Origin of the sequence: Rahnella sp. PAMC25559 (assembly GCF_050632365.1) — a bacterium.
In the GTDB taxonomy this organism is placed as follows: domain Bacteria; phylum Pseudomonadota; class Gammaproteobacteria; order Enterobacterales; family Enterobacteriaceae; genus Rahnella; species Rahnella rivi.
Genome location: NZ_CP192543.1, coordinates 4,578,868 through 4,601,307 on the forward strand (window position 1 = coordinate 4,578,868; position 22,440 = coordinate 4,601,307).

11 protein-coding genes and 2 pseudogenes are annotated in these 22,440 nt (G+C 51.7%); 8 read left to right on the plus strand and 5 right to left on the minus strand.

The annotated features are described in order from the left end of the window. Positions 1-10: 10 nt before the first annotated feature. On the minus strand, positions 11-3,265 hold the full coding sequence (locus ACQZQY_RS22075; RefSeq protein ID WP_431296418.1) for a response regulator: 3,255 nt from the start codon (positions 3,263-3,265) through the stop codon (positions 11-13). A 4-nt stretch (positions 3,266-3,269) separates the two neighbouring features. Further along, positions 3,270-3,884: an acid-sensing system DNA-binding response regulator EvgA gene (evgA, locus tag ACQZQY_RS22080; protein WP_056781923.1), complete on the minus strand. Its 615-nt coding sequence runs from the start codon at positions 3,882-3,884 to the stop codon at positions 3,270-3,272. A 546-nt stretch (positions 3,885-4,430) separates the two neighbouring features. On the opposite strand from evgA, the gene ACQZQY_RS22085 reads away from it, so the two are divergent. From ACQZQY_RS22085 to ACQZQY_RS22095, 3 genes are all read left to right on the plus strand, one after another. Further along, entirely contained in the window at positions 4,431-5,549 is a 1,119-nt protein-coding gene (locus ACQZQY_RS22085; RefSeq protein ID WP_431297228.1) for an HlyD family efflux transporter periplasmic adaptor subunit, read from the plus strand. After that, the gene (locus tag ACQZQY_RS22090) at positions 5,549-7,093 is read left to right on the plus strand and encodes a DHA2 family efflux MFS transporter permease subunit (RefSeq protein WP_431296419.1); all 1,545 of its coding nucleotides are present in this window, start codon (positions 5,549-5,551) and stop codon (positions 7,091-7,093) included. The genes ACQZQY_RS22085 and ACQZQY_RS22090 overlap by 1 nt, the downstream gene beginning before the upstream one ends. 496 nt (positions 7,094-7,589) lie before the next feature. Next, positions 7,590-8,006: a hypothetical protein gene (locus ACQZQY_RS22095; protein WP_183850208.1), complete on the plus strand. Its 417-nt coding sequence runs from the start codon at positions 7,590-7,592 to the stop codon at positions 8,004-8,006. On the opposite strand, the gene ACQZQY_RS22100 is transcribed toward ACQZQY_RS22095, so the two are convergent. Then, a complete protein-coding gene (locus ACQZQY_RS22100; protein WP_431296420.1) occupies positions 8,000-8,122 on the minus strand; it encodes a hypothetical protein in 123 nt (40 codons plus the stop codon). The genes ACQZQY_RS22095 and ACQZQY_RS22100 overlap by 7 nt on opposite strands. Before the next feature lie 96 nt (positions 8,123-8,218). After that, positions 8,219-9,088: pseudogene (locus tag ACQZQY_RS22105) on the minus strand (IS5 family transposase). Positions 9,089-9,713: 625 nt separating this feature from the next. Between ACQZQY_RS22105 and ACQZQY_RS22110 the strand changes: the two are divergent. The 3 genes from ACQZQY_RS22110 to ACQZQY_RS22120 are packed head-to-tail and all read left to right on the plus strand — an operon-like array spanning position 9,714 to position 21,222. Further along, positions 9,714-11,348, plus strand: a complete 1,635-nt coding sequence (locus tag ACQZQY_RS22110; protein ID WP_431296421.1) for a ShlB/FhaC/HecB family hemolysin secretion/activation protein — start codon at positions 9,714-9,716, stop codon at positions 11,346-11,348. 56 nt (positions 11,349-11,404) lie between these two features. Continuing rightward, the gene (locus ACQZQY_RS22115) at positions 11,405-20,956 is read left to right on the plus strand and encodes a hemagglutinin repeat-containing protein (RefSeq protein ID WP_431296422.1); all 9,552 of its coding nucleotides are present in this window, start codon (positions 11,405-11,407) and stop codon (positions 20,954-20,956) included. Then, a complete protein-coding gene (locus tag ACQZQY_RS22120; RefSeq protein ID WP_056780309.1) occupies positions 20,956-21,222 on the plus strand; it encodes a hypothetical protein in 267 nt (88 codons plus the stop codon). Before ACQZQY_RS22115 ends, ACQZQY_RS22120 begins: the two co-directional genes overlap by 1 nt. A gap of 47 nt (positions 21,223-21,269) precedes the next feature. Here the strand turns inward: ACQZQY_RS22120 and ACQZQY_RS22125 are convergent, their stop codons facing one another. After that, on the minus strand, positions 21,270-21,518 hold the full coding sequence (locus ACQZQY_RS22125) for a hypothetical protein (protein ID WP_431296423.1): 249 nt from the start codon (positions 21,516-21,518) through the stop codon (positions 21,270-21,272). A 69-nt stretch (positions 21,519-21,587) separates the two neighbouring features. On the opposite strand from ACQZQY_RS22125, the pseudogene ACQZQY_RS22130 reads away from it, so the two are divergent. Both ACQZQY_RS22130 and ACQZQY_RS22135 read left to right on the plus strand, forming a co-directional pair. Continuing rightward, a pseudogene (locus ACQZQY_RS22130) lies at positions 21,588-22,124 on the plus strand (hypothetical protein); the annotation flags it as partial. Then, positions 22,121-22,396, plus strand: a complete 276-nt coding sequence (locus tag ACQZQY_RS22135; RefSeq protein WP_431296424.1) for a hypothetical protein — start codon at positions 22,121-22,123, stop codon at positions 22,394-22,396. The pseudogene ACQZQY_RS22130 and the gene ACQZQY_RS22135, both read left to right, overlap by 4 nt. Positions 22,397-22,440 lie beyond the last annotated feature (44 nt).

The window sequence follows — 22,440 nt, forward strand, 5'->3', positions numbered from 1 at the left end:
CGTGCTCAGTTTATCTGTCTGGCAGAGTTGCAGGCTCTGCCGGACAAATAATGGCGATCTCTTCACTGACCTTGTGCAAAATACGGCTGATTTTCGTCAGCACCGTCAGGCAAAATTGCCTCGTGAGCTCAGTTTTATCCATCATTTCTATTGGGGAAAGAATATCTTTCAGTTCTTTTATTTCGAGAAGCTGACCGGCACCGTGCAGACGATGCACGGCCTGTTTGAATCGGCCAAAGTCTTCTTTCACGACGGCCTGCTCAGCTTCAGCGAGATCTTTCCTGGCTTCAAAATAGAAAACCTCAATCAGCTCATTAAGCCGTTCTTTTTGCCCGCCGGTATTACGATGCAGAACGTCGATATTGAGATGGGAAACCGGCAATGTCACCGCGTGGTTCCCCGTAATCTTATTAAGTTCATGGGTCAGCGTTCGTAACGAAACGGGTTTAAACAGGCAGAGATTCATGCCGTTTTGCAGGCATTTCTCCCGTGTTTTCTCCTGAGCATTTGCTGTCAGGCCCCAAATCTGGAGCGTCGGATAGGTCTTTCTTAAATCACCCGAGAGCGTAATTCCATCTTTTCCCGGCATATTAATGTCGGTAATTAATAAGTCGTAATGTGCTTTGCCGATCATTTGCTCTGCTTCGTCACCGTTGCAGGCTTCATCCACCTCATAACCGATATTTTGTAGCTGCCTTTTAAGCAGCAGCCGGTTAGTCGGATGATCGTCTGCAATAAGAACTGACAACGGCGCAAGAGATAACGACTCACGCTGAGGTGTAGATAAGTCAATTTGCTGAGGAGGACATATTTCTACCGGCAGATTAAGAGTCAGTGTCGTTCCATACCCCGGCTGACTTTCCATCGTCAGTGTACCCTGCATTAATGAAACGAGATCTTTGCATATCGTCAGCCCTAACCCCGAACCGGTTTGCATCCGCCCCTGCTCGGCTTGAGAATAACGCTGGAAGAGGGTCGCCTTTTCATCCGCTGAAATACCGCACCCCGTATCACTGACGATGATCTGAAGGCCGGTTTGATAATCGTTAAACATATACTGATGTACGCACACGTCTATTTTTCCCTGAACAGTAAATTTCAGGGCGTTACTGATCAGATTATTCATAATCTGCCTAAGCGCCTGCGGGTCAATCAGCATTTGCACATCGTCCGGCATTGTATTTTTGTAGTGTAAAGACAGATTTTTTTTCTGCGCAATTCCCTCAAATGAACGACATATCTCAAGCATCAGCTTGTTAACGTAGGTTTTCTGGTAATGAATTTGATAATTACCTGACGCCACTTTATCAACATCAAGTATTTCGCCGATCAGCCCCAGTAAAGATTGCGCGGTGGTATATACCTGCTCTATGGCCTCTTTATGCTGCAAAGCATCTAATGCCTGACGATTCATTAATTCTAAAAAACCGACAATAGAGCTGACGGGGGTTCTCAATTCGTGGCTCATACTGGCGAGAAACTGACTTTTCGCCTCGGTGGCAAGAATCGCCTTATTTTTTTCCTCTTCAAGAGCCCGGGATAGGCGCTCTTTAAGCTGTAACTGAATTTCCAGCTGACGCTGCGACTCTTTACGCTTACGGACTTCACTCTGCAAATAAAATCCCCACACCAGACTGCTGGCAATCAGGGTCACGGCAAACGCGATAACAAGGTAAAACTGCTTGCTATAAAGATTCCAGGTTTGAATCTGAACTTTAGGCATTTTTGACCATTTTTCAGTCAGCTGCAAAATCTCCCGCGGTGGAATGGACACCAGCGCTTTATCCAAAATGGACTTTAATTCAGGATCGGTTTTTGACAAGGCAAAGCTGATCGGTGCCAGCGGCATATCCGAAAGGCGTAAATAGTTCAGATCCGAGGGGTAATAATGGTCGATGATATAGCGTGCGGATAACTCAGTCGTCACCGTGGCATCAACGTCACCTTTATTCACCATACTCATGGCGATACTGGTATTTTCAACCACCATCCATTTGATATGGGGATACTTCTCCTTGAGTTGGTCGGTTAAGGTGAAGTGAGGCGGTATGGCGATCTGATTAACAGTCTTAAGTGTCAGATCCACGGGCAGTTTAACTTTCGTCACCACGACAAAAGGAAGTTTCATAAACGGGTCGCTGAATGCGATACGCCCCCCCCTTTCATTGCTGTAGGTGGCGGCAGGAATGAGATCCCATTCCCCTTTCATCATCTTCATGACCATTTCAGAATTTGAATTAGCAAATACAGGTTCAAACTCCAGGCCAGTTTGTATTTGAATTAAATTAAGAATGTCCCCCATGATGCCACGGATTTCATTCTCATCATTAGTGATGGTAAACGGTGGATAATAAGGATTAATCAGTACGCGTAGTTTTTTATGTCTCTTAAGCCATAAACGCTCCCGGCCAGAGAGCGAAAGCGGCTTATTTAAAAATGAGAGATTTCCCCTTTCAAGCCAGTTTTGAGTCACCTGCATGTTGGTTTCATTAGTGATGGCATCAATGAAGTTATTGATGATATTGCGCAATATCACCTGCTCAGCGTTAAGAATGAAATGATTCTTAAGGTCTGATCGCATAAAATAACGCATAACTGATAACGACTGAGGAAAGTATTTGGAAAGATAATTACTGGTGGTGATATTATTGCCGATAAAATAAACGTTTTCATTTTCCACGACGGATGACATGGCCAGGTAGTCATTATCATAAAAATTAATTTTCGCATTAGGAAAATCACTCCTGATGGTATCGACAGACGGGCAAGAATCCGAGCAGGCAATGGTGACTATTTTGTCGGTTGCTAAAGGTTGCATTGTGTTTTTTATCGACGTCACCAGAGTCGGATAGGTTCTGACTAACGCTGCGGTATGCAACAAATTGGCAGAGTCATTCATTTTGCGCGTCAAAGGCGTCAGCAGCATATCAACGTTATTTTTGCTAAGCCCATCCAGAGCTTCTTTCTCATTCTTATACTGAGTGATGGTAATTTTCACCCCCAGACTTTTCTGCATTAATGCCAGATAGTCAGCATTGATTCCTCTGTAGTAGTGATCGACACTGTTATAAACAACGGGAGAAATTTCCGGAAGCCATGTGCCAATAACCAGACTTTTTTTCTGCGCCATCCAGCGGGTTTCATCTTTGCTTAATTTGACTTTTTCAAAATTGTTAACAAAGCTGTTTTTAATTTCAATATTTTTTACAGTTTCCGCATTGACGGGGAAAAAAAGAATGAGCAATAAAAAAGTCAGAACCCTCATGGCATTACCCCAGTTTATTTCGCTGAGCAAAGCTGAAAAGGTCCATCAATGAATTACAGTTTAACTTTTCCAGTAAACGTCTTTTATAGGTACACACCGTTTTATTGCTGATATTCATTTTGCTGGCTATATTAGTGTAATCTATGCCATTAATGATATATCGGAACACTTTTATTTCCTGCATGGACAGTGATTCCAGCTTATCTTGCTCCGAGGACGTTTCACCGAAAAATCGATTAAGCGTAAAAGGAAAATAACCATATCCATTTTTAGCCGCTTCTATTGCCGCTATAATATTGTTCAACCCCTCTTTTTTACTGACAAATCCGTTTGCACCAAACTCAGCACTGCGCTGTCCGTAAAACACTTCATTCTTAGCAGAAATAACGATGACAGTGCCCGCATAACGACGTTTGCGTAATTGCTCGAGCACCTCGATACCGCTGATAGTAGGAATATCCACGTCAATGATAACAAGATCTGGTTTGAGGGTTTCGACCTTATTGACGACATGGCCGCCGTCATCCAACTCGGCGAGAAGTGTAATCCCGTTAGCATCGAGTAAGTTTTTTATCGCTATACGTGCCAGAGGGTGGTCGTCTACGATGATGGCTTTCATTTTTAAATGACAATCCTTTATTTAACACAAAAATAAAAAACACGCATTCCTCACATTCACATGAGGAAAGGTATTTATTTGATCAGATGTATATAGCGGCAGGTATTATCTGAAATGATAATGCCTTTGATATTAAAGGCACTGCATCCATTGCTTAAAATATAGAGTAACATGTTATTTCAATAAGAATATAAACGCACAGTAAATGAGAAAGTACTTTGAAGACTAGGTTATATAAAGCACCTGTTCTTGCCAGGTTTAAATATTGTTAATTTTTAATCAATGAATTATTACAAACATTGATTACAGATGTAGGAAAAATTGTACAAAGAATAAGACTCATTCTTCTATAAACCCTCTCTCCTTTTATTATCTAATAATGACACAACTGGCTACTGAAAAAATCCTGTTATCAGGCAGTTAAGCTCATTATTGAGTGCCGCCCCTACTTTGACATGGATGAAAGACATAGCCAAATACATGGAAAATTAAGAATTCATTGTGAGAAATAATCAGGTGAAAACAGACCAGAAGAAGAAAAAATTAATGCTAATGGCAGTGATTATCGCCATCGTCATAATCTCTTTCGTCAGCATAACATATTGGTATTTAGTACTAAAAAATGAGCAAACCACAGATGATGCTTATGTAGCAGGAAACGTGAATCCCGTGTCGGCTCTCATTAATGGCAGCGTCATTACGGTGAATCATACCGACACTGAATTAGTTAATGAAGGCGACGTCCTGGCCGTGCTCGATAACACCGATGCACAACTCGCTTACCAGAAATCTAAAAGCAATCTGGCTTTTGTGGTCAGGCAGATACAGCAGCTCACCTTACAAAACGGGCAGCTTAAGGCAGGCGTTACGCAGGCAAAGATTGCTTACGACCAGGCAGTAACCGACTTTGCGCGACAGAACGGGCTAAGCCGTGATGCATTGATTGCAAAAATGGCACTGGAGCATTACCGCAATAAAGTGTCCTCTCAGAAAGCGGCGTTAGATGCGGCCACACAGCAGTATAAAGCCAGTCAGGCTTTGCTTCTGGATACGCCGGTGAATAAGCAACCTCAGGTTCAGCAAGCCGCCGATGCCGTTCGTGAAGCATGGATTACCCTGCAGCGCACGGTGATTCGCAGCCCGGTGACTGGCTATATCGCAGAACGCAATGTTCAGGTGGGCCAAACCGTTTCCGCAGGCCAAACACTGATGTCAGTGATCCCACTTGATCAAATGTGGGTTAATGCAAACTTTAAGGAAACGCAGTTAAACGGTGTCTCCTTAGGCCAAAAAGTCACGCTTATTAGTGATATATACGGCAAGAAAGTGCCTTATGAAGGCCATGTTGCAGGGATAAATATGGGCACCGGAGGAAGCTTCTCGCTGCTGCCTGCGCAAAATGCCACCGGAAACTGGATTAAAGTCGTTCAACGCGTGCCTGTTCGTGTGGCGCTTGATCCCGCGCAGTTGCGTAAACATCCATTACGTATCGGGCTCTCCACCACGGCGACGCTGTATTCTGACGACGCGGTGAGCATGGGAGAAAACACCCTCTCTGACAACGTTATCCGCACACCGGCCTTAAACAGTACGGCGCTGGTTGTGAATACACAGGAAATTGAACATGACATCGCCGAGATTATTGCCCGGAATGGAGCTCAATAATGGAGTGTTCAGCAGGCGTTCCGGCGCCACTTAAAGGAAGCACATTAATTCTGGTTACTATTGCACTGGCAATGGCAACCTTTATGCAGATGCTCGATTCAACCATCACGAATGTGGCGATACAAACTATCTCAGGATCGTTGGGCGCATCTTCCGATGAAGGCACCTGGGTCATTACCTCGTTTGGCGTTGCCAACGCTATTTCAATTCCTGTCACCGGACGACTCGCGTTACGTTTAGGTGAAAGATGGCTTTTTTTACTTTCGGTAACGTTGTTTTTTATTACATCCTTTTGTTGCGGGATCTCTTCCAGTCTCGATATGCTGATTTTCTTTCGTATCATTCAAGGGCTGGTGGCCGGGCCGCTTATTCCGCTGTCGCAAAGTTTGCTTCTGCGCAATTATCCTCCGGAAAAACGCACCTACGCGTTAGCGATATGGTCAATGACCGTCATTATTGCCCCTATTTTTGGGCCTATTCTCGGCGGGTATATTTGCGATAATTACCATTGGGGATGGATCTTCTTTATCAATATACCTATGGGTATCGCTGTTGTAATACTTTGTTCTTTTTTACTGAAAGGTCGGGAAACGGCGACTGAACCGGTCAAACTTAATCTGGTAGGACTTAGCTTGCTTGTCCTGGGCGTTGGTTCTCTGCAAATTATGCTGGATAAAGGCAAGGATTTAGATTGGTTTAACTCGTCAACAATCGTTACGCTCACTCTCATTTCAGTTGTCACGCTGGTGTTGTTGGTGGTCCACGAAGTGAAAAATAAAAATCCGATCGTCGATTTCAGCTTATTTAAATCGCGTAATTTTAGCATCGGCGTTTTATGTATTGTCTGCGCGTACCTGATTTATTCCGGGGCTATTGTTTTAATGCCCCAACTTTTGCAAAGTGTTTTTGGTTACACCTCCGTGTGGGCAGGTTTGGCCTATGCACCTATCGGCTTAATGCCACTGATTATTGCGCCTCTGATCGGTCGCTATAGCAACAGCATTGATATGCGGGTTCTGGTGACCTTCAGTTTTTCTGTTTATTTCGTTTGCTATTACTGGCGCGCTGTTACGTTCACGCCGACCATTGGTTTCACCTCCATTGTCTTGCCGCAGCTGATACAGGGGTTCGCGGTGGCGTGTTTCTTCCTGCCCTTAACCACGATATCTCTGGCAGGGCTCTCTTACGACAAGCTGGCGAGTGCCACAAGCCTGAGCAATTTTTTCCGCACCCTGTCTGGCTCTGTGGGCACCTCGCTGACAATGACATTATGGAGCCGGCGTGAGTCAGTTCATCACGCTCAACTTACGGAGAATATTAACCCGGCCAATTCCGTGTTTGAGCACTATTTTAGTGGCTTAAAATCGCTGGGGTTAACGACCTCGCAGGCACTGGAATATATTAACCAGCTAATTACACAACAGTCACTGCTGATTTCCGCGAATGAAATATTTTATCTTTCGTCATTTATTTTTCTTTTCCTTACATTACTGGTTTGGTTTTCCAAACCGCTCAATAGCACAGTGCCTGATTCCGGGGGCTGACCCGATTTTCAACGTAAAAATCACTTTTAATGAATTTTTCATTTATCAGCGACCAATCCTGCGATTTCATATGATGATGTACGCTATTTATATACATTGAATCGCCAGAGGTGATCTGAAATTTTTCGGCACTTTCTTCATACCGTTATTTATTGCGGCTGCTGATATTTAACCACCTGGAAACGCAGACACCGGCGGTCAGTGTAAGAGGTGATTCCCGTCGGCCATCTGACCCTGCGTAATCTGAATATCACCGGCAGCCGCAAGACGCTGCAAACATGAAGCTTGCAGGTGAAGAAGAAGGCATTGCTGTTTCGCTGCCTGATTCGGAACACACCGAGTTTTTCAGAATGTTTTGATATAACCCGTCAGCCCTTTGTAATTCATTGCTTTTCCCGACCAGGATTTACATAAAATTAGGATTCGCTGACACACTCTTTTTCTTTCTCAGGACTAACATTCATCGGGTGTGAGTCGCTACTTTTGGAAGGAATCTATGAACGTTAAGTCTCTGGTTTTGGGGTTGTGTCTGATCGCGGGGCAAGCGGGTTACGCGGCTGCGGACAGCTGCCAGGCAAATATCTTTGGTGGGCAGGATTGTCAGTATGACAACGGACTGACATCGAGCAGTCAGTCGAATATTTTTGGCGGACAAGATGTGCGTTACAGCGATGGTCGGACATCCTCCAGCCAGGCCAATATTTTCGGTGGTCAGGATGTGCGAAACAGCGATGGCAGCACATCTACCAGCCAGTCCAATATCTTTGGTGGTCAAGATGTACGGAACAGTGATGGCAGCACATCCACCAGCCAGTCCAATATCTTTGGCGGCCAGGACGTGAGGTACAGCGACGGCCACAGCTCTACGAGTCATTCGAATATATTCGATGGACAGGATACCCGGAATTACTGATGCCTCTCCGGGTCGTAATAACGGCCCGGCCAGATCACAGCAGGATGAATGTCGATCGCCCGACCAATGGCGTCCACGGGCACGAAAGCGTCGTAGAGAAATACGAATTTGAGCACTCAAGATTGCATGCAAAACCATGCACGTTATGCATGCAGAGCGACTTTGTTGAATAAATCGGATTTAGATAAAAGCTCCTCCTGCCCCTGACTTCCTCAGGCAACCCGTACACTTTCTGGCACCCCTGCACGCGTCCTTTTGTTCAAGGCTCGGATCATGTCCATAGCTTCACCGACCTGCACATCATAATCCCGCAACGTAAGATCCCCACCGAACGCCGGTTATAAGCCGTGTGCTATAGCCAGTAAGCATTGCTCCCCGTAAGGCGTTGGCTCGCCACCGCACGATTTCTGTTGGCATACACCACCAGTCAGTAACCGGCGCATTTTCGCGGCGGGATCAGTACCTTGATTTTCTTGCACCTTAGCCCGCCATGGCACATGTGTTGTGTCACAAGCCCCATCGGCGCAGGCGCCCCTGATTTTCCTGTGCGTCTGACGTATAGCTCCGGGAAGGGCTATGCATCAGTCACATTGTTCAGCGACAGGTCAGCGCAGATGACCTCATGAGTTCCTGCGTCTGCCGCCAGGTGCGGTTTCCGACAGACGCGACGCTTTTCCTGACCGTGTTTTCTCACCTTCCACTCATCCTCACCGAAAACCTTTAAGCCACTGGAGTCGATAACCAGGTGTGCAATTTCACCGCCAGTGGTTTTTTTGTAAGGGATATTGACTTGGACCGCCTGCTGACGCAGGAATAATCCAGGCTGCGGAACGGGAACTTCATTAAGGTAAAAATGTGGTCAATGACACCCTGCGCGGCGCGCGGCGAAAGACGCGTTTAAGCATCAAAACGGGGGGAATGACCAGCTCAGAATAACGTTACGAGCGGCCCCGGAAAGAAGGTTTGGGTTGGTCGTACCAGTCAGTAAGGGCCTACTCATCCAGCCAGAATGCCAGTGAACCCCGATTGACAAGAGCCTTGCTGTAAACGTTCCAGCTGGTGATTTTGAACTTTTTTGCCAGGAGATATCACTACAAGGCCAGGGATGTAGTGATCTGGTCCTGATTGCGACCAAAAGCTCGATTTATTCAACAAAGCCACTCATATTAATTAACGAGACAACTCTATTTCCCTGAAAAAATTCCTATCTCCTCATATTTTTCAGATAACTACTCATTTATGACTCCCGCGATATAACCCCCTTCACCTACTAATTATCCTATAAATACCCCCCCCTCTTTCCTAATCGGACATTATATAACGCTTCTTCTTTCTCTAATTTCTAAAAAAATCACGCTACCCTCTTCTACTTATTTTATTTTTGAGTACACTCTCCCAAAATTATTTGGCCGATACCCTGGCTCAACCTCGGGACCTTTGAGGTTTTAACCTGTTGCAACGGAACAATGGCACAGCGATGGCTTGTGTAGAGAATGTTGCATTCAGGTTATGCGTTGTAAGAAAGGGAATTAAATAATATTCATTCAGGAATATATTCCTGAATGAATATTATTTTCCCATCAACAACTTATCCCCGTTCAAATGGACTTGTAACAATCCCCTTTATTTTAAAGGGCGGTAAGGACTACCTTGAATTCTATAACAATAATAAATAATCGCGGCCAATGGATCGCGTTAATATTATTTTTGACACCTTTTTCCTATGCCGCTGATTTACCTCAGCCTGGGCAGGAACTGATCCATCAGCAGGAAAACCAGCGGGCCCGTGAAGCCGCTCTGGCACCGCCAACGCCGGACGTGCGTCTGTCGCCGCCGTCTTCCTCTTTTGGCAAATTGCAGTTCCCGCAGGAAACTCCGTGCTTCCCGATCCACCACATTGAGCTGCAAAACCGCAGCGCTTTCCCGCACTGGCTGCCTTTACAGCCGATTGCCGATCAGGCAGTCGGTCACTGCCTCGGGGGGAAAGGCATCAATCTGGTGATGAGTACGCTGCAAAACCGCCTGGTGGATCACGGTTATGTCACCAGCCGCGTGCTGGCGCCGCAGCAGGATCTCAAATCCGGCAACCTGATGCTGACGCTGGTGCCCGGCATCATCCGCCAGGTCAAGCTTGCGCCCGACAGTGATCACCACGTCACCCTCTACAGCGCCTTCCCGGCCCATGACGGCAACCTGCTGGATTTACGTGATATCGAACAGGGGCTGGAAAACCTGCAGCGCGTGCCAACCGTGCAGGCCAGCATGGAAATCGTACCGGGCAATAAACCTGGGGAAAGCGATATTGCGCTGAAATGGAACCAGTCGCGCTTATGGCGGGTCGGGGCATCGCTGGATGACTCCGGCACCCGCAGTACTGGCCGCTATCAGGGTGGCGTGACGGCATATGGCGATAACCTGCTGAGCCTGAGCGATACCCTGTATCTGTCAGCGGGCACCGCATTGCAACCGCACAGTGACAAAAACACCCATAACTACACCGGCCAGTACTCCCTGCCGTTTGGTTATTGGGCTGCCAGCATGACCGCCAGCAGCAACAGTTATTACCAGACCGTGGCGGGCCTCACTAGTGATTATCGCTACAGCGGCGACAGCGAGAATCTTGATTTTCAGCTCAGCCGTGTGCTGCACCGCAGCGGTAGCCAGAAAACCACCTTCACCTATGACGTGCTGGCGCGTGAATCGAAGAACTTCATCAATGACACAGAAATCGATGCCCAGCGCCGTCGCACGTCAGCCTGGAAAGTCGGCCTGCAACACCGCCACTATATTGCCGATGCCACGCTGGATGCAGGGATAAGTTATCAGCGCGGCACCCGCTGGTTTGGTGCGATGCCAGCACCGGAAGAGTCTTACGGAGATGCAACGGCGCTGAGCAAAATCATTCAGATGAATGCCCAGCTCAATTTGCCTTTTGCCTTAGCGTCACAACAGTTCCAGTACAACGTGCAATACCAGCGGCAGATGAGTAACACCCCGCTGACACCACAGGACCAGTTTGCCATTGGCAGCCGCTGGACGGTGCGGGGCTTTGACGGCGAACGCACGCTCAACGCCGACAACGGCTGGACGGTGCGTAACGAACTGGCCTGGCAGACGCCGCTGCCAAATCAGCAACTCTATCTTGGCGTGGATTACGGCGCCGTCAGTGGTCACGGCAGCGAATATCTGGTGGGTAACCACCTGGCCGGTGGCGCAATAGGCACCCGCGGCGCGTTATTGGGCGTTAATTACGACCTGTTCGCCGGTATTCCGCTGTCCAAACCGGACGGTTTCGCCACCGACCCGGTGTCGCTGGGCTTTAACCTGAACTGGCAGTACTGAAACATGACCCACACCCCACAGATTGTTGTGGACCCTTTGTTAGCAAGGAAGCTGCCATGAACAAGCATCTCTATCGGATTATTTTTAATAAAACACGCGGCCTGTTGATGGTGGTGGCCGAAATCGCCAAAGCCCATAACGGGGGAGGCGCACGCGAGGCTGTGCCTAATCAGCGCACCTGCCAGCGTATCAGCCGCCTCTCCAGCCTGAGTTTTAGCCTGTTACTGGCGCTGGGTTGCGTCAGTCTGAACGTACAGGCGGGAATCGTTGCCGACGGCAGTGCGCCGGGTAACCAGCAGCCGACTGTTATCGGCAGCGCCAATGGCACCCCGCAGGTCAATATTCAGACGCCTGGTGCAGGCGGGGTTTCACACAATAAATTCAGCCAGTTCGATGTGGATAAACAGGGCGTTATTCTCAATAACTCGCACAACAATACTTCCACCCAGTTGGGCGGCATGGTCACCGGCAACCCGTGGCTGGCCAAAAAAGAAGCCACCGTTATTCTCAACGAAGTCAATTCACGCAACCCCAGCCAGCTAAATGGCTATATCGAAGTGGCGGGTAAAAAAGCCCAGGTGGTGATTGCCAACCCGTCTGGCATCACCTGTGACGGCTGTGGGTTTATCAACGCCAATCGCGCCACGCTGACCACCGGACAGACGCAGCTCAATAACGGGCAAATCACCGGTTATGACATCGGCCAGGGCAATATCACCGTGCAGGGCCGGGGCATGGACAGCAGCAGGCAGGACAGTACCGACTTGATTGCCCGCGCGGTCAATATCAACGCCGGAATTTGGGCCAATGACCTGAAAGTCACTGCCGGACGTAATCACGTTGATGCCGACCATCAAAGCATCCGCGCCAGCGCAGCCGATGGCAGTACGCGCCCGGCACTGGCCATTGACGTTTCGCAGCTTGGCGGCATGTACGCCGGTAAAATCCGCCTGATAGGTACACAAGGCGGCGTTGGCGTGCGCAACGCAGGCAATATCGGCACCTCGGCAGGCAGCGTGGTGGTGACCGCTGAGGGTCGTATTGAGAACAGCGGCACGATCAACAGCGCGCAGGATTTGGCGGTCACCGCTCAGGGGGATATCCAAAACAGCGGCAATATGTACGCCGCTGGCAACGCCACGGTAGCCGCCTCCGGCGCGTTGACCCACAGCGGCATTATTGCCAGCGCCAGTCAGACCCGCGTCAGTGCGGCGTCCATTAATGCCAGCCAGCAGAGCGTTTTGGCCGCGGGCATGAATGATCAGGGCCAGTTTGGCAGCACCGGGGATTTAACTCTCAGCAGTCAGGGGATGTTAAGCGCCCGCGGGCAGAATCTGGCTCCGGGGCAACTGAATATTCAGGGTACGGCGATCGACCTGAGCGACAGCCAGACTTCTGGCCAACATATCCAGGTTACGGCATCCGCTGGCGACCTTTCCACCGCCCGCGCCAGCGTGTCGGCGACGCAAACGCTCAGCCTGACGACGCCCGGTCAGTTAAATAACACTGGCGGCAAACTGGCGGGCGATAAACTCAACCTGACGGCTCGCCAGCTGGTCAATCGGCAAGGCACCGTCCAGCAACTGGGCACCAGCGACCTGACACTGTCGCATCAGGCCAGTATCGATAACAGCGGCGGGACGATTGCCAGCAACAGCGTCAACCTGACCTTTAACACCGACATTTTCGACAACACTCAGGGGCAGATACTGCACGCGGGTGACGGGCAACTGACCCTCGACGCCGGGCAGTTTAACGATGCTCAGGGCACCCTGACCAGCAACGGCGCGCTCAATTTACGCGCGAATACGCTGACGCTGGACAACGCCAGCACCCAGGCCGGACAAATCACGGTCAATGCGGGAACGCTCTCCAACCGTGCCGGTAGCCTGGCGCAAAGCGGCCTCGGCGCGATGACAGTCACGGTGACGGGCGCACTGGATAACAGCGGCGGCAGTATGGCCAGCAATGGCGCGCTGGCGGTGCAGGCCGCGCAGGTCACTAACGCGCAGGGAAAACTGCTGGCCGCCGCCGACAGCACCTTTAGCCTGACCAGCAAGGGCGGGTTGAACAACCAGCAGGGCCAGGTCGCGGGCGGGAACCTCGCGGTGAATACCGGTACGCAGGCGATCAATAATCTGCAGGGCGTGTTTGCGGCCACAAGTCAGCTTGCGATACAAAGCGGCAGCCTGAACAATGACGGCGGCCTGTTGCAATCCGGGGGCGCCCTCTCCCTCAATACGCACGGCGCGGCGTTAAGCAACCGCAACAGCGGGGATAATGGCGGCATACTCAGCCAGGGGAACCTGCTGATCAGCAGTGGCGCACTGGACAACAGTTCAGGCGTACTGGTCGGTGGAAGCACCAGCCAGTTGTCGACCGCCGCGCTGAATAATCAGCAAGGCCAGCTGATAAGTCAGGGTGCCTTAACCCTGACCTCGCAGGCGCTGAACAATCAGACCGGGCTGGTACAGTCCGGCGATACGCTGGCACTCAATACGCAGGGCCAGACCCTGACCAATACTGACAGCGGCGACGCGGGCGGTATTCTTAGCCAGGGGGCGATGATGCTCACTACCGGCAACCTGAATAACCAAAACGGTTTTATTCTCGGGCAGGCTGTCACCGCCACCCTTCATGCCGATACGCTCAATAACCTTTCTGGCACCTTTGCCAGTCGTGGCGCGCTAACTCTCGACAGCGGCGCAATCAACAACGATGGCGGATTGTTGCAGTCAGCGGCGGCGCTCACCATCGACACCCATGGCGAGGCCATCAGCAACCGCAACAGCGGCGATCGGGGTGGCATTCTCAGTCAGGGCACACTGACGGTGCGCGCGGGTCATCTTGATAACCAGTCCGGCGTGCTGATGGGCAACCAGAACAGCGCCCTGACACTGGCGCAGGTCAATAACCAGCACGGCATACTCGGCAGCCAACAGGGCAATCTTTCGCTGACTACGCAGGCCTTTGACAACACCGCGGGCCTGATACAATCCGGCCAGTCGCTGACGCTCGATACTCAGGGCCAGCGCCTGACTAACACCGCGAGCGGCCAGACCGGCGGCCTGTTCAGTCTGGGCGACCTGACGCTAAATGCAGGTGATGTCGATAACCAGTCAGGCGTTATCGTTAGCCAGCAATCGGCCAATATCAGCACACAGACGCTCAATAATCAGAACGGCAAACTGGCCAGCGGCGGCGACCTCACCCTGCTGACGCAGGCCGTCAATAACACCGGCGGCCTGATGCAGTCGCAGGGAGCAATGAGTCTCGATACTCACGGGCAGTCGCTCAACAATACTTACAGCGGCGAGAGCGGCGGTATCAGCAGCCAGGGCAATCTGACACTGACCACCGGCCAGTTCGACAATACGCAGGGCTTTATTGCCAGCAATGCCCAGGCGGCTATCACCAGCGGTGAGTTTATCAACCAGAACGGCCTGCTCGGCAGCCGTCTGGATCTGACCTTATCCACCGCCGCGCTGACCAACCAACAGGGCACCTTACAGGCCGGGCAAACTCTGGCGCTGGACACCCACGGGCAGCAACTGGATAACCAGAACAACGGGCTGATAAGCGCTGGCAATACTCTGCAACTGCTGACCGGGGCGCTGCTTAATCAGAGTGGCCAGTTGCAAAGTCGTGAAAGCCTGAGTATCAATACACAGGGCCAGTTACTGGATAACCAGAACGGGCTGATGCTCTCGGGCGACAGTTTACACATTGACAGTGGTGAGCTGAATAATAGCCGCGGGCAGTTGCAGGCGGTGGGTGCACTGACGCTCAATGCCTGGAATGCCACCCTCACCAACCTGTCCGGGCTTATCCGCTCCGGCGCCGGCGTGGTCATCAACAGCGTCCAGCTGATTAACCGTCAGACGCAAGGTACGGATGAAGGGATTGAAGGTCAGTCGGTGCACATCAGCGCCGCAGCGGTCGATAACAATCAGGGCGTGATGCGCAGTGATGATGCGCTGGTAGTGACTACCGGCTCACTGGATAACACCGGCGGTCTGGCCTCCTCCGGCAACCGGTTAAACATCAGTGGTAACGGGCTGGCACTGACCAACACCGGCGGCACGCTGATTGCCGGTAACGTGTTTGACCTGATGGCGGATTCTCTGACCGGCGACGGCAATGTGCTGTCGCAAGGAGATATGCAACTTGCACTCAATCAGAATTTCGTTAATCAGGGCCAGGTGGTTGCCAATGGCGATTTGACCTTCACCCTTAACCAGCAACTCACCAATAACAGCCTGATAAAAGCCGGTGGTGTGCTGGATATGCATGCCAGCCAACTGACCAATAACGCTCCGGCGGAAATTAGCGCTGGGGCAACTCACCTCTCTGTTGATAACGACCTGATCAACCGCGGGCTGATCGACGGCGGGTTGACCCATATCGACGCCGCGACGCTGACCAATATCGGCAGCGGGCGGATTTACGGCGACCATATCGCGATTAAGAGTGACACCCTGAATAACCTGGCCGAAAGCGGCACGGCGGCCACTATTGCTGCCCGCGAACAGCTGGATATCGGTGCGCAGACCATCAACAACCTCGACCACGGGCTGATTTACAGCGCGGATTCGCTGGCGATTGGCGGTGCGCTGGACGATAACCTTAACGCTACCGGTCAGGCCGGAATACTCAATAACCACAGTTCGACGGTGGAATCCGCCGGGGACATGTGGCTGAACATTGCCCAGATTAACAACGTCAATGACCATCTGGTGACCGCTACGGTTATCACCGAAAAATCGGCGCACCATGAAGCTGCCCTTTCCAGTTCGCCGAACCGCTTTGACTGGGCCGACATCAATACCTCTACCAGTAACAAATACGGCGTACACAAGGCCATCATGCCGGACGGCACCAGCGGTAACACCTTCTATGAATACCAGTATGACCGCACGGTGACCGAGACCCAGGTTATCGAGAGTGATCCGGGGCAGATCATCGCGGGCGGTAATCTGGCTATTAACAGCAATACGGTCAATAACCTCGACAGCCGCATCGTCGCAGGCGGATTGCTCTCCGGTGTGATTGGCTATCTGAATAACGTCGCCACTCAGGGTGAGAAAATCACTACTGACATCGGTACTCAGACCCGCTGGTATGCCAAGAAGACCAAACACAGCTTCGGTGGCACCACCACCTCACAGGGCAAGGATAAAAGCAATTATGCCCCTGCCCCGGTGATACAGACCATCGACCTGAAAACCTTGGCCTATCAGGGCAATACCAATGTCAGCGGCGGCGGCACCCCCATTGCCGGTCGCAATACCACTGCCCTGACCGGTGATATCGCAGGCGCCGGTGATACGCGCGGGCTGAGCAATATCGATGCGGCCACGCTTCGCTCACAGGATAGCGCCGGGGGACTATGGCAACCGGGTATTATCCCGCTCGACACTCCGCTGGTGCTGCCGGCCGGTCAGACTTTCCACGTCGATTTACCGACGGTGAACGGGATAACTCCGGTTATCCGCATGGTCAGCCCGAATACCCGACTGCCAGATAACAGCCTGTTCCAGCTGCACCCGGAGAGCACGGCGTCGTATCTGGTAGAGACCGATCCGCGCTTCACTAACCAGAAGAAGTGGCTGGGCAGTGACTATATGCAGAACGCCTTTACCACCAACAATGACAACGTGCTGAAACGCCTGGGAGACGGCTACTACGAGCAGCAGCTGATACGTCAGCAGATTATCAGCCTCACCGGTCAGCGTTATCTGGACGGTTATGGCAACGATGAAGATCAGTTCAAAGCGCTGATGGACAACGGCATCGCCTTTGGTCAGCAGTACCACCTGACGCTCGGTGTAGCACTGAGCCCGGTGCAGATGGCGTTACTGACCGGCGACATGGTGTGGCTGGTCGCACAGACGGTGACGTTGCCGGATGGCAGCACCGAGCAGGTACTGGTGCCGCAGCTGTATGCCAAAGTGCAACAAGGGGATATGGACGGCAGCGGCGCCCTGCTCGCCGGTAAGCAGGTCGCCCTGAGTGTCGGCCATGACCTGACCAACAGCGGCACCATCGCCGGACGTGAAGTGACCCAGCTGACGGCGGATAATCTGACCAACAGCGGCTTAATCAGCGGCGACCGGGTCAATCTGATGGCGCGTACCGACCTGACTAACCTCGGCGGCACCTTACAGGCCAAAGACAGCCTGGTGGCTATCGCCGGACGCGACCTGACCAGCAGCAGCACACTGCGCGGCACCGACGCCAACCGCTACCTTGACCGGGTGGCAGGCATCTATGTGCAAAACGACAACGGCCAACTGGGCCTTCAGGCCATCAATAACCTGAACCTGACGGCGACCGACATCAGCAATGCCGGTAAAAACAGCCAGACCACGCTGATTGCCGGTAACGATATCAATCTCAACACCCTGACCACCGCCCACAGCGAAAACGGCAGTTGGGGCAAAGGCAATGACCGCAGCGTGACGCAGAGCACCGATGTCGGCACGCAGATTAATGGCACTGGCGCCATTGCTTTGCAGGCGGGCCACGACCTCAACGCCCGCGCGGCGACGGTCAATGCCACAGACGCCCTCACGGCAACCGCAGGCCATGATATCAACCTGACCAGCGGCAACGACAGCTACCATGTCACCGAGAACAGCCGCCAAAGCAGCAAAGGGATAGTGTCGGGCCAGACCATTACCACGCATGACGAAGTGCAAAGCCAGAGCGCAATCGGCAGCAATTTCGGCGGCGATAAGGTGACGATGCAGGCCGGGCATGACCTGTTAGTGCAAGGCAGCAGCGTGGCGGGCACTCACGATGTCACGCTGGCGGCGGGCAACAACCTGACCGTCACCACCGCTGATGAAACGCGTCAGGAGAACCATCAATATCAGGAGAAGAATACCGGCCTCTCCGGCACCGGCGGCATTGGTTTCAGCTACGGTCAGCAGAGCCTGAAAACCACCGACGACGGCGTCACGCATTACAGTGCCGGCAGCACGGTGGGCAGCGTCAACGGCAACACCACGCTGAGTGCGGGCAACAACCTGACGGTCAAAGGTTCGGACGTGCTGGCCGCGAAGGACATCAATCTGAGCGGCAGCGAAGTGAACATTCTGGCGGCAGATAACCAGAGTTCGCAGACGCACACCGTGGAGCAAAAGCAGAGCGGGCTAACGCTGGCCCTGTCCGGCACGGTCGGCAGCGCGATTAACACGGCGGTCTCGGGCGCCAACGACGCCAGCAAGCAAAGCAGCGACAGGCTCGCGGCCCTTGATGGCATGAAGGCGGCGCTCAGCGGCGCGCAGGCGTATCAGGGTAAATCTCTGGCTGAAGCGGACGGCAGCGAAGGCAGCATGATAGGCGTCAATCTCTCCTACGGCAGCCAGTCGTCGAAATCCACGCAGACCCAGACCAATAACCAGAGCCAGGGCAGCACGGTGACGGCGGGCAATAACCTGAATATTCGGGCGACCGGCACCGACATTAACATTCAGGGCAGCCAGTTGCAGGCCGGTAAAGACATCGGACTGATAGCTAACCGCGACGTGAATCTGTGGTCGGGCGTCAATACTTCAGTACTCGACGGTTCGAACGAGAGCCACGGCGGTTCGATGGGCGTCGGATTCAATTTCGGTCAGGGCGCGAACGGGTTATCCATCAACGCCAGCGCCAATAAAGGCAAAGGCAGTGAAACCGGCAACGGCACCAGCCATACCGAGACCACCGTCAACGCCGGAAACAACCTGAACATTGTCAGCGGCCGCGACACCACGCTGACCGGTGCACAGGTCAGCGGTGAAAAAGTGACGATGGATGTGGCCCGTAACCTGACCCTCACCAGCGAACAGGACACCGACAACTACGACTCGAAGCAGCAAAATGCCAGCGCCGGCGGCAGTATCAGTATGGGCGGCGGCAGCGCCTCGGTGAATCTGAGCAAAGATAAGATGCACAGCACCTACGAGAGCGTGCAGGAGCAGACGGGGATTTTTGCCGGCAAAGGCGGCTTTGACATCACCGTCGGCGAGCACACCCAGCTTAACGGCGCGGTTATCGGCTCGACCGGGGATGCCAGCCTGAATAAACTCGACACCGGCACGCTGGGGTTCAGTGATATCAAAAACAGCGCCGAGTATGAAGTCGAGCACCAGAGCGTGGGCGTCAGCACCGGTGGCAACATCGGCGGCCAGTTCGCAGGCAACATGGCCAACGGCCTGCTGGTGGGCGTCAACGGCAGCGGCAGCGACAGTTCGACCACCAAATCCGCTATCTCCGGTGGCACCATTATTGTCCGTGACAAAGACAACCAGACTCAGGACCTGAACGACCTGAGCCGCGACGTCGAGCACGCCAACCAGACCCTCTCCCCTATCTTCGACAAAGAGAAAGAGCAGCAGCGGTTGCAGGAAGCGCAAAAGATTGGGGAAATCGGTACGCAGGTGATGGATATCGCCAGGACGCAGGGGGACCTGAACGGACTGAGCGAGGCGAAAAAAACTCATCCTGAAATGTCCGCTGACGAGCTGCGCAAGACCGATGTCTACAAAGCCGAAATGGCGAAATACGGCACCGGTAGCGCCATCCAGCAGGGACTCCAGGCGGCGACGGCGGCGGTACAGGGTCTGGCGGGTGGCGATATGGCGAAAGCCATTGCGGGCGGGAGTGCGCCTTATCTTGCTGAAGTGATCCATAATATGACCACCGATCCAGTGACTGGTCAGGTGAACAAAGAAGCCAACCTGATGGCGCACGCCGTCGTCGGCGCGGTAGTTGCGCAAATCAACGGCAACGGCGCGTTAGCGGGCGCATCCGGTGCGGCCGTGGGTGAATTTATCGCGCAGCAGCTTTATCCGAATATCAAGCGTGAAGATTTAACGGAAGAGCAGCGGCAAACTATCTCCTCGTTGTCGACGCTGGCGGCGGGCCTTGCGGGCGGGTTGACGGGCGACAGTTCGGCGGATGCTGTAGCGGGGGCGCAGGCTGGGAAGAACTCGTCTGAGAACAATAATCTCTCATTGCCGCCTGGGATGATGGATTACGGTCAGGCGGCAACCTCTTGGAACCAGTACGCTGTAGACAATAATCTGACCCCTGAGCAAACTCAGGCCGGATTAAACAAACTGGCGCAAGGTGATTTACCGGAAGGCGCAAATATCGCGAAAGCCATTGTTGATGGTTATGTCGATGGCGTCTTTATGGCGGGTGCGTTCTATCTTGGGCCAACGGTAGTGATTGGGAAAGGTATTACCGGTGCGGTTATTGGTGGAGGGGCTAACTCGGCGTTCCAGTATATAAATATGACACCTGACAGTGAGTTTAGTTATTACAGTGCGGCAGTCGCAGCGGGTGCAGGTTATCTGGCACCAGGCTACAAGATTGGAGGTAATACCCTGATTAATATGAGCGGTGCATTTATGACGGATGGACCAGATTTGTCGGCACAAGGCGGCGCTATAGCGGGATCGCTGGCCGGGGGATACTTTGGGAAGTATGCGCCAGTTTTAGTGGGTAAATTTGGAACCGAATTACCAAGCTTTGCTTATGATATCAGTGGTTCATATATTTTTGAATATGGAAATGATGCTACTAAAACGTTAATAAAAAAGATTGAGGATAAATGATGGCCATAATAAAAAAAGTCAATTATTTAATGTTGCTTATATACTCAATGGCATTTTTCTCGGTACTTGGCATTGGATATAGAACTATCGTTGCTCTTATATCTCTATGGGCCATTGGTGAATTTGCTTATGATTGGCATCAAGTCGTTATTGGATTGAAGATGGCTGTTGTAGCTAGTTTTGCTGTCACTTTAGCCGCATTCATCTTCAACAAAATAGACGAATACAATGCTCGTAAAAAGCCACCATCAGACCCTGATAAATGATCTGTTGGAAACTGAAAATCCCGGCCTTCGAGCCCGGATTATTACTTTTATGTCCTTAAAATACCGTTCCTTCGTCGCCGTATAATGATGATCCCCGGCGCGGTAGCGACATCAACGTGTACCGCCTCGGTAATGCCAATCTCTGTCAGCCAGTCGCCGCTAATCACCAGTTGGCCGTCGTCTTGTACCCAGTCAGCGCCCAATGCGGGGTTATGCTGACTGGCTTCATAGAGACCTTCCAAGGTGGCGTTGTCGTGAACTACAGTGATATACAGAGCAGGGTATTTATGTTGCAAGGCAACTCCTGTACCTGCCGTAAAACTGCTGCGGGCTAAGGCGCTACCGGTAAAGGTGAGTTCCGGGAACCGATCTTAGATAAAGAGAAAGAGCAGGAGCGGTTGCAGGAAGCGCAAAAGATTGGGGAGATAGGGAGTCAGGTGATGGATATCGCCAGGACGCAGGGGCAGATAGAAGCGACCAAAGCGGCAAACGACAAGATGAAAGGCGTCACGCCAGAACAGCTTCAGACCGCCAAAGAAGACTGGTAGAAAGCCAATCCGGGTAAAGTGCCGACATCTCACGATATCAATAATCAGGCTTACGGAGCGGCAGTGGCGGCAGGTGCGGGCTATCTGGCACCGGGATATAAGATTGGTGGAAACACGCTCATCAATATGGGCGGTGCATTTATGACAGACGGGCCAGATTTATCGGCGCAGCGTGGGGCGATAGCGGGATCGTTGTTTGGCGGGGGCGTTGGGAAATATGTACCTATGGGTGTGGATAAACTTATTGGTAAAGAACTTCCTGGATTCATATATGACATTAGCGCAGCTTTTACTTTTGAAACGGTCAATGATGCATCCAAGGAAATGTTAAAAGATAAAAAGGATAAGCAATGATGAATAAAAAATTCACATTTAAATCTTATGCTCTCTTGTTTTTATATTTTACTGGATGCTTTTTTTTATTAGGGTTGGCAATAAGGATATTTATAGGTTTTATGCACTTAAGAGAATTTTATTTACCTGCTGATAGTGTAATTAAAAACTTAAAAATGAGTCTGGTCGCTGGATGCAGCATTACTTTGGGGGCTTTCGTCTTCAACAAAATCGACGAATACAACGCCCGTAAAAATAAAAAAGATCCCACCGCTCCCCCTGATAACCCGTAGTCGTCAAATCACCCCGGTCAGTGCCGGGGTGCCTTTATCTTGCC

What these genes read in the sequence shown, in the direction of transcription:
- ACQZQY_RS22075 (WP_431296418.1), bottom strand. Translation starts at nt 3,265, where the DNA reads ATGAGGGTTCTGACTTTTTTATTGCTCATTCTTTTTTTCCCCGTCAAT.
- evgA (WP_056781923.1), bottom strand. Translation starts at nt 3,884, where the DNA reads ATGAAAGCCATCATCGTAGACGACCACCCTCTGGCACGTATAGCGATA.
- ACQZQY_RS22085 (WP_431297228.1), top strand. Translation starts at nt 4,431, where the DNA reads ATGCTAATGGCAGTGATTATCGCCATCGTCATAATCTCTTTCGTCAGC.
- ACQZQY_RS22090 (WP_431296419.1), top strand. Translation starts at nt 5,549, where the DNA reads ATGGAGTGTTCAGCAGGCGTTCCGGCGCCACTTAAAGGAAGCACATTA.
- ACQZQY_RS22095 (WP_183850208.1), top strand. Translation starts at nt 7,590, where the DNA reads ATGAACGTTAAGTCTCTGGTTTTGGGGTTGTGTCTGATCGCGGGGCAA.
- ACQZQY_RS22115 (WP_431296422.1), top strand. Translation starts at nt 11,405, where the DNA reads ATGAACAAGCATCTCTATCGGATTATTTTTAATAAAACACGCGGCCTG.
- ACQZQY_RS22120 (WP_056780309.1), top strand. Translation starts at nt 20,956, where the DNA reads ATGGCCATAATAAAAAAAGTCAATTATTTAATGTTGCTTATATACTCA.
- ACQZQY_RS22135 (WP_431296424.1), top strand. Translation starts at nt 22,121, where the DNA reads ATGATGAATAAAAAATTCACATTTAAATCTTATGCTCTCTTGTTTTTA.